Source organism: Methylomonas stagni, from assembly GCF_050154735.1.
Taxonomy (GTDB): Bacteria; Pseudomonadota; Gammaproteobacteria; order Methylococcales; family Methylomonadaceae; genus Methylomonas; species Methylomonas koyamae_A.
The window spans coordinates 4,517,171-4,538,207 of the sequence record NZ_CP189557.1 but is presented as its reverse complement, the minus strand read 5'-3'; the positions used below and the strand labels follow the sequence as shown (position 1 = coordinate 4,538,207).

12 protein-coding genes and 2 pseudogenes are annotated in these 21,037 nt (G+C 55.6%); 8 read left to right on the top strand and 6 right to left on the bottom strand.

Annotated elements, in window-relative coordinates:
- The first annotated feature begins 4 nt into the window (after positions 1-4).
- The 5 genes and pseudogenes from ACP4CD_RS20745 to ACP4CD_RS20725 all read left to right on the top strand — a co-directional run bounded on the left by ACP4CD_RS20745 (position 5) and on the right by ACP4CD_RS20725 (position 8,300).
- Positions 5-1,003 carry a FecR family protein gene (locus ACP4CD_RS20745; protein ID WP_426992412.1) on the top strand — a complete coding sequence of 333 codons (999 nt, stop codon included), beginning with the start codon at positions 5-7 and terminating at the stop codon, positions 1,001-1,003.
- A gap of 130 nt (positions 1,004-1,133) precedes the next feature.
- The gene (locus ACP4CD_RS20740) at positions 1,134-3,674 is read left to right on the top strand and encodes a TonB-dependent siderophore receptor (protein ID WP_426992411.1); all 2,541 of its coding nucleotides are present in this window, start codon (positions 1,134-1,136) and stop codon (positions 3,672-3,674) included.
- 407 nt (positions 3,675-4,081) lie between these two features.
- The gene (locus tag ACP4CD_RS20735; RefSeq protein WP_426992410.1) at positions 4,082-4,585 is read left to right on the top strand and encodes an RNA polymerase sigma factor; all 504 of its coding nucleotides are present in this window, start codon (positions 4,082-4,084) and stop codon (positions 4,583-4,585) included.
- Positions 4,586-4,639: 54 nt separating this feature from the next.
- The gene (locus ACP4CD_RS20730; RefSeq protein ID WP_426992409.1) at positions 4,640-5,608 is read left to right on the top strand and encodes a FecR family protein; all 969 of its coding nucleotides are present in this window, start codon (positions 4,640-4,642) and stop codon (positions 5,606-5,608) included.
- 324 nt (positions 5,609-5,932) lie between these two features.
- Positions 5,933-8,300, top strand: a pseudogene (locus tag ACP4CD_RS20725) (TonB-dependent siderophore receptor).
- Positions 8,301-8,623: 323 nt separating this feature from the next.
- Here the strand turns inward: ACP4CD_RS20725 and ACP4CD_RS20720 are convergent.
- Positions 8,624-9,115 (bottom strand): cupin domain-containing protein, encoded by a 492-nt coding sequence (locus ACP4CD_RS20720; RefSeq protein WP_426992408.1) that lies wholly within the window; start codon positions 9,113-9,115, stop codon positions 8,624-8,626.
- Positions 9,099-9,728, bottom strand: coding sequence for a DUF2380 domain-containing protein (locus ACP4CD_RS20715; RefSeq protein WP_082885498.1), 630 nt, complete (start codon positions 9,726-9,728; stop codon positions 9,099-9,101). Before ACP4CD_RS20715 ends, ACP4CD_RS20720 begins: the two co-directional genes overlap by 17 nt.
- A gap of 268 nt (positions 9,729-9,996) precedes the next feature.
- On the opposite strand from ACP4CD_RS20715, the gene ACP4CD_RS20710 reads away from it, so the two are divergent.
- The 3 genes from ACP4CD_RS20710 to ACP4CD_RS20700 are packed head-to-tail and all read left to right on the top strand — an operon-like array spanning position 9,997 to position 12,028.
- Positions 9,997-10,890: a histidine kinase gene (locus ACP4CD_RS20710; RefSeq protein WP_426992406.1), complete on the top strand. Its 894-nt coding sequence runs from the start codon at positions 9,997-9,999 to the stop codon at positions 10,888-10,890.
- On the top strand, positions 10,887-11,372 hold the full coding sequence (locus ACP4CD_RS20705; protein WP_426992404.1) for a sensor histidine kinase: 486 nt from the start codon (positions 10,887-10,889) through the stop codon (positions 11,370-11,372). Before ACP4CD_RS20710 ends, ACP4CD_RS20705 begins: the two co-directional genes overlap by 4 nt.
- Entirely contained in the window at positions 11,369-12,028 is a 660-nt protein-coding gene (locus ACP4CD_RS20700; protein ID WP_426992403.1) for a response regulator, read from the top strand. The genes ACP4CD_RS20705 and ACP4CD_RS20700 overlap by 4 nt, the downstream gene beginning before the upstream one ends.
- 382 nt (positions 12,029-12,410) lie before the next feature.
- Here the strand turns inward: ACP4CD_RS20700 and ACP4CD_RS20695 are convergent, their stop codons facing one another.
- The 4 genes and pseudogenes from ACP4CD_RS20695 to ACP4CD_RS20680 form a co-directional block, all read right to left on the bottom strand.
- Positions 12,411-12,938 (bottom strand): acyl carrier protein, encoded by a 528-nt coding sequence (locus ACP4CD_RS20695; protein WP_426994718.1) that lies wholly within the window; start codon positions 12,936-12,938, stop codon positions 12,411-12,413.
- Between the two features lie 195 nt (positions 12,939-13,133).
- A pseudogene (locus tag ACP4CD_RS20690) lies at positions 13,134-17,128 on the bottom strand (type I polyketide synthase); the annotation flags it as partial.
- Between the two features lie 83 nt (positions 17,129-17,211).
- Positions 17,212-19,983, bottom strand: a complete 2,772-nt coding sequence (locus tag ACP4CD_RS20685; RefSeq protein WP_426992402.1) for an SDR family NAD(P)-dependent oxidoreductase — start codon at positions 19,981-19,983, stop codon at positions 17,212-17,214.
- Positions 19,926-20,966, bottom strand: a complete 1,041-nt coding sequence (locus tag ACP4CD_RS20680) for a polyketide synthase dehydratase domain-containing protein (protein WP_426992401.1) — start codon at positions 20,964-20,966, stop codon at positions 19,926-19,928. The genes ACP4CD_RS20685 and ACP4CD_RS20680 overlap by 58 nt, the downstream gene beginning before the upstream one ends.
- Between the last annotated feature and the right edge of the window lie 71 nt (positions 20,967-21,037).

Here is a 21,037-nt window from a genome sequence, read left to right as displayed (position 1 = left end):
GCCGATGAACAAAGCCCCGTCCGAAACATTTTCCGCGCGTGCCGAACGCGAGGCGATAGCCTGGCAAGCCACTCTAAGCTCCGATTTGCTGAGCAACCAGCAACGCCGAGCATTCGAGACTTGGCTGGCCGCCAGCGAGCAGCACCGGGCGGCGTGGCGCGACGTCAACGCGTTCTGGCTCGGACTGGACACAGTGAGCGCCGCCGACCTGGAGCTGGCCGCGCCACCGGCGCCGGCAGCCGCCCAAGAACGGTCGCGCGCGACCGCGCTGCGGCGCGGGCCGCCAGTCCGCCGCCATCGCGCGAGTCTGGCGCTGGCGGCATCGCTATTGTTGGCGGTGGCGGCGCTCCATTTGCGCGCATCCGGCTATTGGGCCGATTACCGATCGGCGGTCGGCGGCCAGCGCCAAGTTCAGTTGGCCGACGGCTCCAGCGTGATGTTGAACACAGGTAGCGCGCTGTCGGTCGATTTTTCGGCTAAACAACGCCGGGTCAGCCTGCATCGCGGCGAAGCGTTTTTTCAGGTTGCCGCCGATCCCGCGCGACCGTTCGTGGTCGACACCGGCGCCGGCACGGTGCAGGCGCTGGGCACCGCTTTCGATGTCCTGCGCGACGACGACCGGGTGAGAGTCACCGTGCTCGAGCACGCGGTCAAAGTCAGCAACGCGGACGGCAAGACCTTGGAACGATTGAACGAAGCCGAGCAAATTCAATTCGACAGCCGCGTTTTAGGTCGCGCCGAGACCGTCAACCCGTCACGCATCGCCACCTGGCGCCAGCAGCGGATCGTGTTTCAGGAACAACCGCTGGCGACGGTGGTCGCCGAGCTGGAGCGCTATCGGCCCGGCAAAATCCTGATTACCGATTCGGCCATCGAGAACCTACCGATCACCGGCGTATTCGGGATCGGCGATACCGATCTGGCCCTGCAAGCCATCGAACAAAGCCTGCCGGTACGCGTCCGCACCTTGGGTTCCCACCTGGTTTTGCTGTCCGCCCGTTAGTCCGCCGCAACTCGCGCAAAAAGTTTACCCGGCGAGTAGATACTCCCCCGCCGTCGTTTCGTCTTATCTCCAAGTTCGCCGCACGGCAGCGCGCGGCGGGCGTTTCCAATTCGGATAATCAGGAGATCAGATGAAACATGCTCGTAAGGACTCAAACATCGGCAACCCGCGTCGCGTCGAACTTTCGCCGTTGCTTGCGGCAATCGCGGCACTATGCGGCAGTTTGTTAGTGACCGTGCCGGCTGTCGGCACGGCCGCCCCGGACAGCGGCATCAGCCAACAGACGATGAATTTCGATATTGGCGCCGGCTCATTGTCCGATGCGCTGCTACGATTTTCCGAAATCAGCGGCCAGCGCGTCCTGTTCGGTGCCGAACTGGTACGCGGTCTTGTTAGCGATGGCTTGAAAGGCCGCTACACGCCATCCGCCGCACTGCAACGCTTGCTCAGCGGTAGCGGCCTCACCGCCCGACAAACCGACAGCGGCAGCATCACGCTGGAAAAAGCCGCCGAAAAACCGCTGCCGTCCGGCGCCGCGACGATGCCGGCGGTGACGGTGCTCGGACAGGCGACTTACGACTCGACCGACCCTTACAACCCCGCCTACAGCCTGCCGAACGCGTCCACGGCCACCAAAACCGACACGCCTATCATGCACACGCCGATGTCGGTCAAGGTAGTCCCGCAGCAAGTCTTGAAAGATCAGCAAGTCGTGACCTTGGATCAGGCTCTCAGAAACGTCAGCGGCGTCGTCAGCGGCGACGGCAACGATCGCGAGTTTTACGTACGCGGCTTTAGCTCCACGTCATCCAGCGGTTCCAACGGCGGCGGCGGCTCCACCTACTATCGGGACGGTTTTCCATTTATCAACGGCTGGCATCATACGGTCGATTTAGCCAATATCGACCGCGTCGAAGTATTAAAAGGTCCAGGCTCGATACTGTTCGGTCGCTCCGAACCCGGCGGCATCATCAACTTCGTCACCAAGCAGCCGTTGGATACCCCGTACTACAGCGTCCGCCAACAATTCGGTTCTTACGGCCATTTTCGCACCGATATTGATGCGACCGGCCCGTTAACCGCCAATAAAGACTTGGCTTACCGCGTCAATTTTGCTTACCAAGCGAACGACGCCATCGCCCAATGGGGCGGCGGCGAACGCATATTCGCGGCACCGATGCTGCGCTGGCGCATCTCGGACAAAACCACGTCCACGTTTAAATTGGAATACAGCGATATCAAAACCAATGCGGACAATCCGGTTCCATACAACTTGCTGGGAAAAGTGCCTAGAAGCCGCAATTTCAACGATCCCTGGGCTTACAGCGAAGATCAGTACGTGATGTTCTCGGCGAATACCGAACACGTTTTCAACGAGAACTGGACCCTCCGCCACCGCTTTAACGCCAGCTTCGCGGAAGTCACTTCGCGCAATGTCGCCGCGGCCGGTTCAGCCGACGCCAGCGGCAATTTTGGGCGGTGGGGATTCGAACAAAATTTCGATGGCGGAGACTACTACAACAATTACTTCAACTCGCTGGAGTTGACCGGCAAGTTCGAAACCGGCTTCGCCAAACACACGTTGCTGATCGGTAGCGATTATTTGAAGACCGACGCCAGAGCCACCATGGGACCGGTGTTTGCGTGGATGCCGGGATTCGAGAGCAGTAATGCCTACCAGCCCATCCACCGTTACCAAATGCCGGGCATGACGGTGTCCAACTTTCCACCGCAAAGAACGGCCTTTAATACCTTCGAATACGACAACCCCTGGTTCGGCTTTTACGCTCAAGACCAAGTGGAACTGCCCTACCACGTGCATCTGCTGGGCGGTCTACGCTACGACAATGCCGACACCGACACTTACGCCGACTACGGCGCGATCCCGCAATTTTTCCCCAGCGTTCAGGCTCCGTTCGTCGAAAAACAAAGCAACGACCGCGTATCGCCGCGCGGTGGCGTGCTTTGGCAGCCAATACCGGAATTGTCGCTGTTCGGTAGTTACACCGAAAACTTTGGCGCACCCAACGGTCTGAACGCACAAGGCCGAGTGTTGGCGCCGCAAACCGCCGCGCAATGGGAAGCCGGGGTCAAAACCGAGTTATTCGACGGCCGCTTGATCACTACCCTGACCTATTTCGATTTGAAGAAGTACAACTTGTCTTTCCAAGATTTTCCGCCCGGTTCGCCGTCGCAATTGATAGGGAAAGCGGAAAGTCGCGGTTTGGAACTGGACATCAGCGGCGAGATTCTGCCGGGCTGGAAGATCATGGCGGCCTATGCTTATATGCCGTTCGCGCAAACGGTGGAAGATCCGATTCATACTCAATATGTCGGCAAACGCTTGCACAACGCCCCGGAAAACAGCGGCAATCTTTGGACCACCTACGAGTTTCAACAGGCAATTCTGCAAGGTCTGAAGATAGGCGCGGGCGTACAAGCGGTTGGTCAGCGGTTTCTCGGATATGACGAAACCCAGAAAACGCCAGGGTACGCCACGCTCAATCTGATGGCCAGCCAGGCCTGGAAGGTCGGACAAACGCGGGTGACAGCGCAGATCAACGCGGACAATTTGTTGGATAAAACCTATCTGCAAGGTCTCAATACTTACGGCGTGGGCACCTATGGCGCGCCTAGAACGTTTATGGGCTCCGTGCGGATCGAATATTAGGCAACTCGGCTTACATGGAGCAATCGGCGCGGTCGGGCTTGCCCGTCCGCGCCGACTTGCACGCCAATCCCGCACAGCGTCTTCCAATCTAAATCAACCCTCTGCCGGCTCAGCCACTTTAAGCCGTCGCGCCCCCGACCATTTGGTCTCCTCAAACTGAACCTCAACCGATCGAATTCTCCAAGAGATGATATCCCCATTCGCCGCTTCACCCTCGATACGCAGCGAGGCGCCTTCCTGACACAGGCACAACCACCAATCCAAACCAGATGCGCTTCGACGGCCGAATGCGTTATGCTGAATTAACCGTCGCCGGAATGTCGGATTTAAGCCTTCGGGTGCTAACCACCTAAAAAACGTTGCCGGCACCGGATCATCGAAATCGAATTGACCGCGAACCCTTGCCTATGACGATCAATCACCTGCTGGACAAACTGTTTCGCCGCCACCGCGAGGAATTGCTGGCGTTCGCCGAGCGCAAAGGCAATTACGACAATGCCGAAGACTTGGTGCAGGATGCTTTTTTGCGCTTGCTGCAACATGCCGATTTGCCGGCGGTGAACAACCCTCGCGCCTATTTGTTCAAGATCACGTCGAATCTCAGCGCCGATCAATTCCGCCGGCCGTCGCTGGAATTGATCGACCACGAAAACGCTGAGTACGACAATTATGCGTGTCCGCTACCGTTACCGGAAACGGTGGCCGAAAGCCAGCAAAGCTACCAATTCAGCCTGCAAGCGCTGCAGGATTTGCCGGAAATTGTCCGAACCTGCTTTTTACTGCACCGCATCGACGGCATTCCCCAGGCCGATATCGCCAAGGCCTTCAATCTGCCGCGCCGCACGGTCGAACGTTACTGCGCCAAGGCCTTGGCGCATTGCTGCGCCCGCTTGGATCAGCCGCGAAAATGACTGGCGGGTTTTACAAATCGCCATCGTAGTCCTCAGTCGCGTTTCACCGCCGCCATGATCAAACCAACCGATCCCGATATTGCCGAACAAGCCAGCCACTGGGTGTTAAAACGCCTGGACGGCGCCGGTTCAAACACGGAACAGCGCGCTTTCCAGGCTTGGCTGGACGCCGATCCCCGTCATCTTCCGGCTTATCGCCATGCCGCCGCCGTTTGGCGGAACTTCGCGCCATCCGAAGGCCAGCCCGCCGATGTGAACTTGACGAACGCCCGCGCCCAATTTCGCGAAGCGCAATACCAAATCCGGCGCGCGCGAAACCGGCGTTTGCGCGGCCTGGCGTTGGCAGCGTTGCTGGTCGCCACGCCACCGCTAACTTGGAACAGGCTGAATTCGGCCGAATACCGCACCGGCAAGGGTCAACGCCTGTCGGTTGCGTTGGCCGACGGTTCGCGGGTCGAATTGAATACCGATAGCCGTCTACGAGTGAATTACGCTTGGCAGACTCGGCAAGTCACCCTGGAGCGCGGCGAGGCTGTATTCGACGTCAAACACGATCCGGCCAAGCCCTTCGAAGTGCTCGCCCCCTCGGGCCGCATTCGCGACATCGGCACCCGTTTTAACGTCTACCAAGGCCGCGACGGCACCACTGTCAGCGTGATGGAAGGCGAAATCGAAGTCGCCACCGTCAGCAGCACGCTAAACGAGCGCCTGCCGGCCGGCAGCCAAATTCATTTCGACGCGCGCGGCAGTTTGGGCGCACCGACAGCGTTCGATGCCGACGCGGTGATGGCCTGGCAAAAGAATTTACTGGTGTTTCGCAACGCGCCGCTGACCGAGGTCTTGGAGCAATTGAGCCGCTACCACGCGGTGGACTTGCAACTCGCCGATCCGGCCTTGCGCGACCTGAAGGTCAGCGGCGATTTTCCCAGCACCGATTTGACCGGAGCCCTGAAGGTCATCGCGGCGGCCTTGCCGATCAAGATCCGGCAAGCAGCGTCCGGCGTGATCGTGTTGGATCGCTAGGCGGTTTTCTCGCGCGAGCGATAGGCAGAACCGACAACTTGACGCACCCCGCCAGCGGCATCCTTATCCGCACACCGTCCGATAGATAAGCCAACCGGCAGATTCCGTTCGCGTTGGCGGGGAAAGCTGTCGGGCCGCTCCCTGAGCGGAGCCAAAGGGCCGTTCCCTGAGCGGAGTCGAAGGGCATACAACCTTGGATTGCCCAAACATTCCGGACAACCCGCGTCCTTATCGACCGCGAGATTTTTTTCGAAAAAGTGGCGGTTGTCGGCGGCAAATTCCCTCTTAACGGGTAGTGAAGCAAAAATAACCAAAGGAGGGATTATGCACTCACTATCCAAACCCCTGATGATCTGCGCGTTGGCCGCCGGCGCGCTGACCGCGTCCGCGCAAGAGAAAAGTTTTAGCTTCGATATTCCCGCGCAACCGCTGGCATCGGCGCTGGAAAGCCTGCGGAGCCGGACCGGCATACACGTGTTCTATGCCGAAGACGCGGTAAAAGGTAAAACCAGTGCCGCGTTGTCGGGCGACTTGACGGTTCAGCAAGCGGTGAGCAGACTATTGGCGGGTAGCGGTCTGACTCACACCTTCACGTCGAGCGACACGGTCGCGATCAAGCGCATCGACACCGGCAGCGATGCCCATACCACGATGCCGGCGATCACGGTGGTCGGTAATACCGAATACGATACCAACGATCCTTACAACACCGCCTACCAAACCCGCAGCGCGACGACCGCGACCAAAACCGATACGCCGGTGATGGAATTGCCGATGTCGGTGAAAGTGGTGCCGAAATCGGTGATCAACGACCAGCAAATCACCCGTCTGGACGATGCATTGAAAAACGTCAGCGGTGTGTTTGCCAGCCCCGGCAACGGCGGCACCACCGACTCGTTTATCGTACGCGGCTTCGTCGATTTCAACCCGTATTACAACGGCGTGCGGCTGGAGACCGGCTGGACCCAGGGCGGCCTGCGCGATGCCGCCGGCTTGGAACGGGTGGAAGTCTTGAAAGGTCCGGCCTCGATACTGTACGGCCGCATCGAGCCGGGCGGCATGGTCAACATGGTGCCGAAAACGCCGTTGGCGACACCCTATTATTCGTTGCAACAGCAATTCGGCTCCTACCGTTTTTATCGAACCACGATAGACGCCACCGGCCCGGTGAACGCCGACAAATCGGTACAGTATCGCGCCAATCTGGCCTACGAAAACAAAGGCTCGTTTCGCGACTTTATCGAAGGCGAGCGGGTTTACTTCGCGCCGACCGTGCATTGGGACATCAGCGACCGCACCCAGGCGACTTTCTATGTCGATTATTTGCACAACGACACCGCGCCGGACGTCGGCGGCCCGCCGCGTATCGGCAATCGCCCGGCCGATCTGCCGCGCAATCGCAATTTAAGCGAACCCAATATCCGCGCGGTCAGCGACGACATTCTGTTCGGCGTGGACTGGAGCCATGCCTTCAACGACCAATGGACCTTCCGCCACCGCTTCTTCGCCGATTTCACCGAAGATAATGAAAATCTGCCCGGCGCGCCGGCCGGGTTGGCGGACGACAACCGCACGCTGCACCGGACGAACTTCGGCAACCGCGACAATTTGGGTACGACCTACAACACCAACGTCGATCTGACCGGCAAGTTCAAGACCGGTATGTTGGCGCACACGTTCATGATCGGCGGCGATTATTTTACGTTCGAAAATACCTTCGCTTGGCCGTCGCCGCAAGCGGTACCGGACATCGACATCTATAACCCGGTCTATTCGGGCAATCTCGGCTTGCTTTCGCGGCTGGACGCGGTCGGCAATTTGGGCTTCGAATGGTTCGGCCTGTATTTGCAGGACCAGATCAAGCTACCGTACGACGTACATTTACTGCTAGGGATGCGCTACGACAATGCCAACTCGTGGCAAGACTTCGGCGCTTTCGGCAGCGGCATCAAGGACACCAATCACGAGGATAAAGTCACGCCGCGGGTCGGCTTGCTCTGGCAGCCCATCCCGTCGCTCAGCGTCTACGGCAACTACGTGCAAGGCTTCGGCGCGCCGAACATTGGGGTTTATGCCAGCGGTGGAGCCAAAATCAAACCGCAAACCTCGGAGCAATGGGAGGCCGGCTTCAAGAAGGAATGGCTGGACGGCAAACTCAATCTGACCGCCGCCTATTTCGAAATCACCAAACAAAACATCGCCACGCCGATCGCCAATTCCCTTTTTCGAAGCGGTCGGCAAGGCTCGCAATCGCGGCTACGAATTGGATTTGACCGGCGAGGTACTGCCGGGCTGGAAGGTGATCGGAGTTTATTCCTACATCGACTCTGAAATCGTCAGCAACGGCGGCGTCGATGAAGGCCATCGATTGGCCAACGTCCCGGCGCATGGCGGCAGCCTGTGGAATACCTATACCTTGCAGGACGGCGCGTTGAAAGGGCTGAAGTTCGGCGCCGGCGTCGTCGCCCGCTCGCAGCGACAAGGCTCGAACGAAAACAACTTCCAGCTGCCGGGTTACGCGATATTCAATGCGCTGATCGGCTACGAAACCCATATCGGCAAAACCAAGCTGACCACGCAAATCAACGCGGACAATCTGCTGGACAAGGAATATTTCGAAACCGGCCGGGCCGACCGCAACTTTTGGGGCACGCCGCGCACCTTCATGGGCTCGGTGCGCTTGGAGTATTGATAGTCCTTTCGAATCCGGACGCTTTCGAGCGGCCTAGCCGCTCGATCGCAACGCCGCCATCGGTTCCGATTCAAACCCTGCCAGGTTTTGAATGCTTGGGATCGGCCAATATCGGAATTTTTGATCGTCCGGTTAAGTGCTTTTAACAGATGTAGGGTGGGCAAATTTGCCCACCATTGCAACCCGCGTGGGCACAAAAAGCCGTGCCCACCGGGCTTGGATCGGCCACTCAGCGACATTCAAATATTTGAACATGTGGCGGCAGTAAATCCGAAAGCTGTCATTAAAATCCTACTGGAGTTCATAATTCCATTTCCCGCTATTTATTTTTTGCGTGGATCATCGGTCGGATTCGTATAAATAATATCCCATGGCCCAGTAGCGATTAGTTCGACGATTGTTTCCTCATCAGTGGTCCAAACATAGTGAGTGTGTCCAGCGGGTAACACAAAGCTTGAACCTACGTTAAGCATCTCGCCCTTTTTTGTGTCAAATGTTTTACCCATGCCATTGCCTAGTTTGCCCCGCAGGACTGTAATTACTTCTGTAAATGGGTGTATGTGTGGTGGGATTGGATAATTAGATGGAAATTTCAGCAAAGCGATAAAAACCCCCGCTTTGCTTGGGTCACCAACTAGAATGACGCTTTTGGCACCATTAGGGAGTATCGGCTCGTCATTCCACTTAACCGTATCCGGGATAAACGATTCCATGGTAACGGCGCTCATGCGATCAATTTTATCCTGAGCTAATGCGGAATCTTCGAAAAAATAAGCATTAAAGCTATCAAATACATTCTCATCTGGTATCTCCATTTTCTATGTGGTTGTTAAGGGTCTGCGGCTTCTGGGATGACATGTCTGCCCCCGCAGAGGTTTTGGAGATACCAACTGTCCTAGTAGAAGGAGGCGGCGGCGTATAGATTTTATCTAAATCGTTGTCGATTTTATCGGCAAGACTTTCGACGCCTTTTAAGGTTAATTTTTTATCACCGCCTTTTGTCTCTGAAATGTAATTACCGATTAATTGGCCGTCACTAACCCTGACTAAATGTCCCATAATATAAGCGAATAAGAAGCTTGGTTTATGCAGTCTGCCCACCAATATATACTCAGCTCCGGCTTTTTTCGCCAGTTCTGCGGCAATGTCGCTGTGGTCAAAAAGATACCCAAAACCGCCGTTAGCCTCACGTTGAGTATCCAAATCAACAGCAATGATTTTATAGCCCGCTCTTTTTAATTCACCTTCGAGCATGGCCTTTATGCCCGTCGTCCTTTCGATTTCAGCAGGTATTCCAGGTGCCAGAGTTAAATCTTTTAATTCAAAATCCAATATGGCGATGCTTGTTTCAGCAAATACGCCAACACTGAACAGACATAAAAATACACCAAACAGGAGACGTAATCCTGCATTGTTTCTAGGGTTCATAATTAAATAACACGGTATCTTGTTGAAAAAATGTCATCGGTAACACCATCATTTATTGTTTCATCGTATTCATTTTTTGGTGGCTAGTAGAGTAGCGAGTATGTGTAAGTCCGTAACCTGATATTTGCCCGTGAAAGCCGGGCAATTTGCCCGGCCTTCCTGCGATCTCTATTCCTGCCCTGGAATTCAATCTTAAAATGATCAAAAAATGTATATTTTCCGCTGCTGAATCGTCAGCAAAGCATTTAACAGAAGGCTTGCGCTTGCCATGAATCTAAAATTTCACCTGCTATCACGGATTGTCCTTATTGCTGGCACTTGCCTGGTTGCAACGACAGCCTATGTGCTGTATCAGGCCGATCAGCAAGCTATTCTTGAGACACAAGTAACGGCTGAGTCAATCGATAAGCAACTGGAGCTTCAATTGGTGCATATCGATGCAGGTTTTGCTCAACCGGAACGTTTCCCTGATTTTAATTTATGGAAAGAGACCAGTACTGCATCCGGCGTTTGTATCAGTTACTTATCAACGATTGACAGCCTCAGGCGCAACATTTGCAATGGCGCAAAAATAACGTCACGAAGCTGGCCTATTTGGTTTGCAAGCTTTTACCAATGGGCTTTCCATCCCGGCTTGGAGGTAGTGCGACCAGTGGAATTCAAGGGGCGGATTCATGGTTCAGTAATGGTTGCACCCAGCGCTGAGATGGGAATAGCAAGCGCCTGGCAAAATATCCGTGGCTTAATGGGGCTGTCTGCCAGTACCACTTTGGCGCTTTGCTTGCTGGTTTATTTTACGATAAGTCGAGTTTTACGACCGGCACAGGTGATCGTTACAGGCTTGGAGAAAATGGAAAAGGGTGAATTGTCATTTCGGCTACCCGTTTTCGAGTTAGATGAATGGCAGCGAACCGGGAAGGCCATCAATCAACTGGCGGCAAGTCTGGAACAACTCCTTTCCGAGCGTAAGAAATTAGCCTTAAAGCTGATGAATATTCAGGAAGAAGAGCGCCGTTACCTGGCCCGAGAGCTGCATGATGAGTTCGGTCAATGCCTAGCTGCGATCAACGCGGTCGCAGCTTCCATTTCACAAACCGCAGAAAATGAATGCCCGGAACTGGTTCCGGAAGGGAAAAAATCAGTCGAATTGTCCATCATATGATGAAATCGATACGTGGATTATTATTGCGCTTACGCCCTTCTGACATTGATGAACTGGGCCTTACTGTCAGTTTAAAAAGCCTGGTGGCTGGCTGGAATGCCAGCAGTGGCGGCAAGATTCATTATAGCCTTGCTGTTCATGACGACCTTGACCGGTTACCCGAACCTATTCCCGTTACTATTTTTCGGATTGTTCAGGAATGTCTGACCAATGTGTCCAAACACTCAGCCGCTACGAATGCGAAAGTAACACTCCGAGCAGTATCTGCGAATAATTCAATAACAACCATTGAACTTAGTATCGAAGATAATGGTAAGGCCAATAAACTGCCGTTTGAAGACAGCCCCGGGATTGGTCTGCTCGGTATACGTGAACGAGTAACCGCAATCGGCGGACGGTTGACATTAAATACTGGTAACCCCAGCGGACTTGCCGTCCATATATGGCTTCCGGTTCAATCCCTTTCAGAGACACAAACATGACAGGCTCGGAAAGTATCAGAATTTTGCTGGTCGATGATCATGCCATTGTTCGTGAAGGCTATCGCTCACTATTGGAGAAGCAATCAGGAATGGAAGTGGTTGCTGAAGCAGCTGATGGAGCAGAAGCCTATTCACGCTTTAAGGATTGCAACCCAGATATAGTCGTTATGGATATTTCGATGCCCGGCCAAGGGGGGCTGGAGGCTATTGTGCGTATTAAACAACGACGCCCGGATGCGAAGATCCTGGTATTCAGTATGTACCAGAATCCAAGCTTTGCTGTTCAGGCAACTCGGGCGGGTGCGCTGGGCTATGTCACCAAGAGCAGTGCGCCGGATGTTTTAATTCGGGCTATCCATGATGTCTATGCAGGGCGAATTACGTTGAGTGCCGACATTGCGCAAGCCTTGGCCCTGGAAAAATTAGGCGGCGATAGTATCGCGCTGCAAGAATTAACGGTACGAGAATTCGATATTCTGCGTATGTTAGTCGATGCTCGGTCAACAGATGCTATTGCTCAAACACTCAACATCAGTCCAAAAACCGTATCGAACAGCCATTATATGATCAAGCGAAAACTTGGCGTTGCCAGTGATATCGAGTTGACTCGCCTAGCCATTAAGATGAATATCATTAATCTTTTGGATTTATCTTGAACGCCTTTTAAACGCTTGTCGACAAACGTGAAAGGGGAATTTAATAAAACTCTTCCTGCGAATGGACTTTTCTGACAACCGACCTGCGATAAATGGCACTGATCATCCTGAAGCAGACAGAATCAAACACAGATGTGACGTCGCTTATGGGTCGATTGCGCCAATTCATCACTTCCAAAAGCTGTCATTCAACACTGGCGTAATCATATTTGGAATCGATGGCCTGGTTTGCATCGGAACGGGTGGCGGTTTTCAATTATTTAGCTTATTCGGACGGAAACCCATACTCCCGCGTTTCCGGTTGACTGCCACTGCCACTGCAATGATATAGGGAGCGGCTTGCATGCGTCTGGGCCATGCCTCGGTTTCTCGACCGCTCGGTCTACGTATCCGCCAGTATTTTTTGTAATTTCTCGCTAATTAATTGATCCAATTCCTGCTCGGATAAATTTTCCACCGCCGTCCGGGCGGTATCGGCGTTAACGTCCTCGACTGGGCTCGGTAGCGGTTTTGCGTGGCGCTCCAACAAATACGCGCAGACATCGGCCACATTGGCGTAGTCAAACAATAACGTCGTCGGCAAATCGCAACCTAGGCGACGCTGCAAATTTACCCTCAACTCGACGATGGTGATCGAATCAAGCCCCATGTCGAAAAAACCTTGATAACTATCGATGGTTTTAGCTTCGTCCAGATACAGCACTTGCTTGATCGCTTGCTCGAGTTGGGTTTTGGCCAATTGGTAAGCTTCGTCCTGGCTTAACTCGGCTATTTGTTGCTCGAAATTAAGCACTGCTGGACTATCCGCGATAGCGTCGGCCTCTTCTACCAGCCCGCCGGTCACCTGCCATAAAGGTTTAGTCGCCGCCTCGGCCAAGGCCTTGTGAAATAGCGGCCAATCGACGTCCATCAACACTTGCTGGCTCGCGCCGGCACTCAAGGCTTTCGCCAATAAACTCACAGCGAACGGCGCTGGCATCGCCACGACGCCGCTGGCTTGCATACGCTGTTGATCAACCCGGTCCAAGCCGGCGGCCATGCCGACATCGGCCCAAGCGCCCCAGTTGACGGTTAATGCCGGCAAACCCAAGCGATTGCGGTATTGCGCCAAACCGTCCATCGCGGCATTGGCGGCGGCATAAGCCGCTTGCCCCTGGAACCCAGCACCGAAGCCGCCGACGAACACAGCACGAAAAAATCCAATGCAGCATCTTTGGTGGCTTGATGCAACAACCAAGCCCCCGTCACCTTAGCCGACCATACCGCTTTAAAATCGTCGGCTTGCAGATTTTCCAACAGGCCGTCTTTTAAGATGCCGGCCGCATGAACGACGCCTTTCAAGCGTCCGCCCTGTTGCGGAATATGCGCCATTAACCCAGCGACTGCCTCGCCATCGGCGATGTCGGCTTGAACGCAGCGCACGTCGCCGCCTTGCCGCCGTAAATTTTCAATCTTCTGCTGCGCCTCGCCTGCAGCCGGACGGCGGGCAATCAGCCATACCCGGCCGGCTTTGTTCGCCACCAACCAGCCGGCAATAGCCAAACCCAAGCCGCCCAAGCCGCCGGTAATCAGGTAATCGCCGCGCGGATCGATGACGACAGCGGCGGCGGGTAAGGCGCTCGGTGTCAATCTGGCCGCATAGCAACCTTCCGGCCGAATCGCAATTTGTTCGCCGCGAGGTGCTATCGCCATGATCGCCATCAACTTAGTCAACTGCTCCGGTCCGCTACCTGCCATATCCAGCAAGCCGCCGAACAGAGCCGGTTGTTCCAAGCCGATCACCCTGCCAAGCCCCCACGCGGCGGCGCTTACCCAGCCGGTAGCCGCGTCGCCGTCAGCAGCGACCTGAGCGTTTTCGGTTAACCACCAGATCGGTAGCGGTTTATCCGCTTGTTTCAAGGCCCGGTAACAGGCAATAAACCGAGCCATCACCGCGCCGAGGGCTTCCGGCCCGCCATCGGCCAAATCACAGGCTTGAAAATTCATTACCGCCAGTTCCCTCGAGGATGTCGAGGCAATATCCTCCAAACAACGTTGCCAGTCCTGCTCGCTATCGAAACACAGGCGATAATGTTGCGCGCTTATTTTTTGATACTCGCGCCCCGGTTCGAGCAAGACCATCGGCATCTTGGCGCCCGAACCGGCATCAAACAGCGTTTTGGCTCGCCGTTGCCGGTCGGCGATCAACAACCAGGTTTTGGCGGCCCCGGCTTGCGGCAATTCGTAGCGCTGCCAGCTAATTTGATAAGCGCATTGCGCCTGCCGATCTTGCGAAATCGCCTGCTGATGCAATGCGGTCAGATTGTGCAGAATTTGCAGGGTTAATTTTCGTTCGTCCTCGTTCGGGGTTTTATCCTGCCATAAGGCGGCCAACAAACTTTCGGTTTGGCCTTCGGCCAAGGCCTGTAAAACGGTAGACGCCGACTGAGCCTCGGTAATCGCTTGTTTAGCCGTTGGCGCAGCCAGCCAATAAAACTGGCGTTGCCAGGGATAGTTCGGCAATTTGATTTTTTCGCCGCCGGTGACGGCCCGCCAATCGGGCGTCAAACCCGCTTGATATAACCGAGCCAGCGCCCGGTAAGTTTCCACCCGGCTATCGCCCTTGCCGGTTTGGCCGTGCAGACAGATTTTTTCCGCGGCGGACTCGATCTGCCTGACCAAACCGAATAAGACCGGCCTTGGTCCTATTTCCAGCAAAATATCCGCCCCTAGCGCGGCGAGTTGCCGCACGGCCGGATAAAACTGTACCGTTTGGCGGATGTGCTTAACCCAATAATCCGCCGCGCCGATTTCCTCGCCCGCTATGCGGCCTGTCAACGTCGATACCAAGGTCTTATCCGGGGCGCGAAAATCGATCGTCTCGGCGACTTTGGCAAAAACCGGTAAAGCCGCTTGCATGGCCGGCGAATGAAATCCGTGGGCGACATTCAACGGGGTAACGGAAAGCCCAGCCTGCTCCAACGCTACGCTAATTTCTTGCAAGGCATCCTTCAAGCCTGAAATCACCAGACTCTTGGCGGTATTCACCACCGCGATGCCGGCGCTATCGACGAACGGCGCAAGCCAGGGCTGAACGGTTTTTTCGTCGGCGGCAACGGCGATCATCGCGCCAGGTACGGCATGCTCGTTGATACTGCTGCTACGCGCGGCAATCAATTTCAAGGCATCGGACAACGCAAACACCCCGGCATGGCAAGCCGCCGCGTATTCGCCGATGCTATGCCCCAACACGAAATCGGCCTTGATCCCCCAACTTTGCCACAAGGCCAGCATCGCATACTGAAACACGAAAATCGCCGGTTGAGCATGGGTTCTCAACCGTTGTTCGTCTGCTTCGTCGCACAACAAGGCCTTGACCGAATAACCAACCCGAGGCGCCAGAATGGCATCGCATTGGTCCACCGCCGCCCGGAATACCGCTTCACTGCGGTATAAATCCAAGCCCATGCGCGGATATTGACTACCTTGTCCGGTAAATAAAAAGGCCAGTTTCGGCGTTTTCCATTCCGAGCACGGTCTGACGTCGTTCAACAAGCCCGGATCGCGCAATTGTTGGATCAACTCCTCGCCGCCGCTCGCAACCAGCGCCTTGCGGAAGGAAAAATGGCTGCGGCAGGTATTGGCGGTAAAGCAAAAATCCTGAATTCGACTGGCGGGCAATGCCTGTAAAGCGTCGGCATATAGACCGGCGACCGCTGCTAACGCCGCTTGGGTTTTTGCCGACAGGGTCAAAAGATACAGCTCTGGCTGCGTTTGACAGCCCCGCTTTTTCGGTGGCGGCGATTGTAAGAGGGCATGCGCGTTGGTACCGCTCATGCCAAACGAACTGACGGCGACAAAACTCTGTTCAGCCTTATCCGGCCAAGCGGTTAACCGGGTCGGGACTTTCAGATTGAACGTTTCCCAGGGAATATGGGGATTGGGCTCGGAAAAGCCCAAACTGGCCGGAATCTCGCGATGTTTTAACATCAAAGCGGCTTTAATCATGCTGGCAATACCGGCCGCCGCTTCCAGATGGCCGATATTGGTTTTCACCGAACCGATATACAACGGATTGTCCGGCGCCCGGTCTTGGCAATAGACCGTGCCCAAGGCTTCCGCTTCGATCGGATCGCCTAATACCGTGCCGGTCCCGTGGGCTTCGACGTAAACCACTTGTTCGGCGTTAATTTTGGCTTGCGCCAAGACTTGCCGTATCAGTTTTTGTTGAGCCAAACCGTTGGGCACCGTCAAGCCGCTACCGGGGCCGTCGTGATTCACGCCGCTGGCTTTGATCACTGCGATGATGTCGTCGCCGTCGGCCTCGGCATCGGACAGGCGCTTTAAGACCAACGCGCCGCAGCCTTCCCCTCGTCCATAACCGTCGGCCGAAGCATCGAAGGCTTTGCTATGCCCGTCTTCGGCCAGTGCCCCGACCCTGGATAGAAACATCGCCACGTTGGGGGTCAGCATTAATTGCACGCCGGCCGCCACCGCCACCCTGGACTCGGCCTTGCGCAAACTTTGGCAGGCCAAATGCACCGCTACCAAGGCCGACGAACATGCGGTATCGATAGCAAGACATGGGCCTTGCCATCCCATCACATAAGAAATCCGACCGGCGGCGAAACAAAATCCGTTGCCGCTACCGTCGTAGGTATTGATGCGCGAATAATCGTCGGAATAGAGCTGCAACAGGCCATAGTCGTTTTGGCCTATGCCCAGAAACAAACCGGTATCGCTATCGCGTAGCGAATCGGGAACGATGTTGGCATGCTCCAATGCCTGCCAACAAACCTCGAGCAGCAAGCGTTGTTGCGGGTCCATGCTTTTGGCTTCGCGCGGCGAAATACCGAAAAACTCGGGATCGAAATCCCCCGGCCGCTCGATAAACCCGGCTTTGCGGGTATACATTTTCCCCGGCACGCCGCGCTCGGCGCTGTACAGGCTAGCCATATCCCAACGGTCGCCAGGCACGTCGACGATGCCGTGTTCGCCGCGGCTCAATAACTGCCAGAACGCTTCCGGCGTATCAATGCCGCCCGGTAAGCGGCAACCGATGCCGACGATCGCAATCGGCTCGTTCGCCTTGGCTTCCTGGTCGAGCAAACGCTGTTTCATTTTTGCCAATGCCAGCGAAGCGCGTTTTAATTGATCTTCATTCTCCGACACGTCTCTCCCCGTACTTTGTCTGCCGACATGATTCAGAAGTGTTCCAAAAACCGGTCTATATCGGCTAATTGTTCGTCCAAGGATAATATCGGCTCCTCGCTGTTTATCGCGTTTTTTGCGTCGGCAACAGGCTCGGCGCTCGGCTCTTCCTGCTTGGGCCTAGTATCCACCAGCAAGCTCAACAGATAATCCGCCAACGCCGACAAGGTCGGATATTTAAAGGTCAAGGTCGCATCCAACGGCGGTTCGAACTCGCGTTGCAAGCGGTTGCGCAGTTCCATCGCCGTCAACGAATCCATGCCCAGCTCGAAAAATCCGCGCCTAGCGTCGATGTCGCCGGCAATCCCCAATACCGACCCGAGTAAGCGACTGACATGCTCCAGCATGACTTCCCGTTGCCGATCGGGGTTTTGCCGCAACAAAGACACAATAGATTCCCCGCCGTTAGAAGCGGCCTTGGTCGCCTGCGCCTGCCCCTGTTCCCGGCGGCTCAATAGCGCTTGAAAATAACCGTCGTGATCTTGATTGCCGGCATAGCGATCGAAGTCGATGTCGATAATCGCCAGATTGGCGTCGTCGGATTCGATCGCGGTCCGCATCGCGGCCAATGCAGTATCTGTCGCCATCGGCTTGACGCCCATCGTTTGCCATTGTTGGCGGCGAATATCGTTGACCGCCGCCGCCATGCCGGTATCTTGCCAGACCCCCCAATTGATAGCGTGCGCCGGCAGATTTTGCCGACGCCGGTAAGCCGCCAAGGCATCGACAAAGGCGTTGGCGGCTACATAATTGGCCAAACCGCCGGCGGCCAATACCGACGCCGAAGAAGAAAACAGCACGAAATAATCCGGAGAGCTTTCAAGCTCCAGACTCAGCCTATGCAAATTCCAAGCGCCCGCCACCTTGGCCGGAAAAACGCTGCTGAACACCTGCCAATCGTAGTCTTGCAGCAAACAATCGGCGAACACGCCGGCACTATGGAAAATACCGGCCAAGCCTTGCCGACCCGGTACATCGACCGCCCGACGCAAAGCGTCGTAATCGCTGACGTCGACGGCTTGGATATGGATCTCGACGCTCCCCGCCGCCGCTTGGTCCAGCGCTTGCTTCACTGCCGCGGACGGTGCCGTTCTTGCCAACAAGATTAAGTGTTTGGCGCCCTGCTCGATCAACCATTGGGTTAGCTTAAAGCCCATGCCGCCGAATGCACCGGTCACCAGATAAACGCCTTGTTCGCGTATCGTCAAAGGCTGATTGCCGCCGGGAAGGCAAGACACTAAACGCGGCACGAATAGCCGCCCGTCTCGCACCGCATTTTGCAATTCGGCCTGGGCATCGGTTTGGCAAACCAGTTGGCAAGTCGGTAAATCCAAGTCCATCCCTGCTTGCAAATCGAATAAGCGACATTGAAGCCGCGGATATTCCTTGGCGGCGACTCTGACCATGCCCCACAAGGCCGCCATTGCGGCTTGCGGACAGTCGCCGTCGACAACCGGCTGCGCACCTTGGGTCAGCACATTGAAAGCCTGTAATCCGATAGACGCCGCCCCTAAGGCCTGCAACAAATGCAAAGTGCCGGCGCAAACGATAGCCAGCGTTTTTTCCACCGCCCGACTGTCGCTGGTTTCGTCGATAACGCCGTCCAGGCCCGAACAAACCAGCACCGCATATTGGCCATTTTCTTCAGGCTCAAACCAATGTTGCAGCACACGTTCGAAATCCCGGCGTTGGAATGGGTCCACAGTCCACGAAGCGTCGGCGTGTTGAGAAAGCGCTTGGCCGTAATCGATCCTGGTACAACGATCGCCACGCGCGTTTAAATAATCCGCCAACCGGTCCGCCGCGCCCAAGCTATCGTCGACGATCAACCAATGGCGGCCGCGGGTTCGCGCCGCCTGAGTCAAAATCACGCTTTGTCGGCATAGGCGTTCGGTTGCGTCTAACGGCGCGGTAATGAAGGCCGTCGACGCAAATCCGGTTTCGCTCAATAAACCCTGCCAGCCGTTTTGATCCAATAACGGATAATTCGCCTGGCACCGCTGATCGTTGAACGCCCACCAACCGTCGGTCAACCCGAAAATCAAGTCCACCCACAGCCGGGGCTGTAAACCTTCCAACAACAGCAATACGCCCTGATCGTTTAACAACTGCCGGACATGGGACAGCGTTTGCGGTAAATCGGCAGTGGCATGAACAACGTTGGCGGCGACGACCAAATCGAAGCCATGTTCGGCAAAACCTTGACTGAAAGGGTCTTTGGCGATATCCAAGGTTTGATATTTAAGCGGCGGATAGTCGGCAAAACCCGCTTGGGCCGAACTAAAAAAAGCCGACGACAAATCGGTATACCAATACTCGAAATCGACCCTGCCGGCCAACAGCGGCAAGAGATGCCGCGTCGTGCCGCCGGTACCGGCGCCGATTTCCAAGACCCTTAATTTACGGCCTTTGGGGATTAACGCCAACCAGCCGTCCAAGGCCAGAACCGCGCTACGGTTCAAAATCGTAAAACCTTCCGCTTGGCTATATAAAGTCGCGGCGGAAATGTTGCTGTTTTCCGGAAACAGCAACGGCAGAAAATCGATGTTGCCGTTTAATACGCCGGCCAAAGCCCGCCCGCATTGCCTGAGCAATTGCATCTCGATGCCGCCGGCTATCGAACTCTGTTCCGGCCCGGCGACCAGCGGTTTCAACACTCGCCATTGCTCCTGTTCCAGACTCAAATATTGCGCTTGGCTTAACACCGTTAAACAGCGCTGCAGCAACTTCGAATAACGCGGTAAAACCCCAATTGCCGCAGGCACTGCGCCAATTCGAAACCTTCACCCACTTGGTACGGAAACGCCAAATCCTGCAAGGCTTTCAGCACATAATTCAAGGCCTCGGCTTCCAAAACCTCGGCTTGGTTTTCGGCTATGCCTGGTGGCTGCGGCCAGTATTGCTCGGGGCCTCGGGCAATTTGCGCCAGCCAAGCCGCGCTTGCCTCGGGGTTTATCTCGTCGCTCGGGTTAGCGACGGCTTGCCATTGAGTTTTATAAAAAAGCCCGTCTTGCCGATTGGACGGCAATCGCTTTAAGCCCAAACCTAGTATGCGGGCGATAGTCTCGCCGTCTTCGGCCAGAACATCGATATCGAAAAGCCATTGCCCTGCTTCGACACCCGTTAACCGTGCGTGCGCATGGATATCGCCCTGGCCTATCGGCCGGTAATACGTCAGCAACGCCAGACTCGTTTGCACATAGGTTTCTTGGTCCTGCGGCAGCAAAGCGCCCGCCACTTGGAAACACGCATCCAGCATCGGCGGATAAAGAAAATAAGCACTGTCTCGCGGGGCGGCTTTGATCTTGCCCAGCGCCTGCTGGTCTTGCGCGGACAGGCTGTCCAGCAAGCGGTAAGCCGGACCGAAATCGATGCCTCGCTCGGCCATGGCCCGGTAATAGCGCTCGACATCCAAACCTTGGTTGAATACCGGGATAGGCGACATCGATTCAGCCGCTTGATTCAGCGTCTCTATCCTGGCGCTAAAATGGCATTGCCAGGGTAAATCATCCGCACAACGCGCATAAATAGCGCAAGCGTAGCCGTCAGCATCGGCCGTCAGTAACAATTGCAGGCTCACCGCCTGCTCCTCGTCGAATAGCAATGGCGCGGGATAACTCGCCTGCGCTATGCGGCAAGGCAGACCGCCCAAGGCCGCAACCGCCATTTCCAGATAATGGGCGGCGGGGAGCAAGAGCTTGCCGTGGTAACGATGGTCGCGGTGGAAAGCCAGATGGCTGGCTTGCAAAACGGCGCTAAAGACTTGCTTTTCCGGCTGATCGGCCGTTTCGAATGGGTTTTGCAAAAAGGATGCAAGGC

What these genes read in the sequence shown, in the direction of transcription:
- ACP4CD_RS20730 (WP_426992409.1), top strand. Translation starts at nt 4,640, where the DNA reads ATGATCAAACCAACCGATCCCGATATTGCCGAACAAGCCAGCCACTGG.
- ACP4CD_RS20695 (WP_426994718.1), bottom strand. Translation starts at nt 12,938, where the DNA reads ATGGACGTCGATTGGCCGCTATTTCACAAGGCCTTGGCCGAGGCGGCG.
- ACP4CD_RS20745 (WP_426992412.1), top strand. Translation starts at nt 5, where the DNA reads ATGAACAAAGCCCCGTCCGAAACATTTTCCGCGCGTGCCGAACGCGAG.
- ACP4CD_RS20715 (WP_082885498.1), bottom strand. Translation starts at nt 9,728, where the DNA reads ATGAACCCTAGAAACAATGCAGGATTACGTCTCCTGTTTGGTGTATTT.
- ACP4CD_RS20740 (WP_426992411.1), top strand. Translation starts at nt 1,134, where the DNA reads ATGAAACATGCTCGTAAGGACTCAAACATCGGCAACCCGCGTCGCGTC.
- ACP4CD_RS20700 (WP_426992403.1), top strand. Translation starts at nt 11,369, where the DNA reads ATGACAGGCTCGGAAAGTATCAGAATTTTGCTGGTCGATGATCATGCC.
- ACP4CD_RS20710 (WP_426992406.1), top strand. Translation starts at nt 9,997, where the DNA reads ATGAATCTAAAATTTCACCTGCTATCACGGATTGTCCTTATTGCTGGC.
- ACP4CD_RS20705 (WP_426992404.1), top strand. Translation starts at nt 10,887, where the DNA reads ATGATGAAATCGATACGTGGATTATTATTGCGCTTACGCCCTTCTGAC.
- ACP4CD_RS20735 (WP_426992410.1), top strand. Translation starts at nt 4,082, where the DNA reads ATGACGATCAATCACCTGCTGGACAAACTGTTTCGCCGCCACCGCGAG.
- ACP4CD_RS20720 (WP_426992408.1), bottom strand. Translation starts at nt 9,115, where the DNA reads ATGGAGATACCAGATGAGAATGTATTTGATAGCTTTAATGCTTATTTT.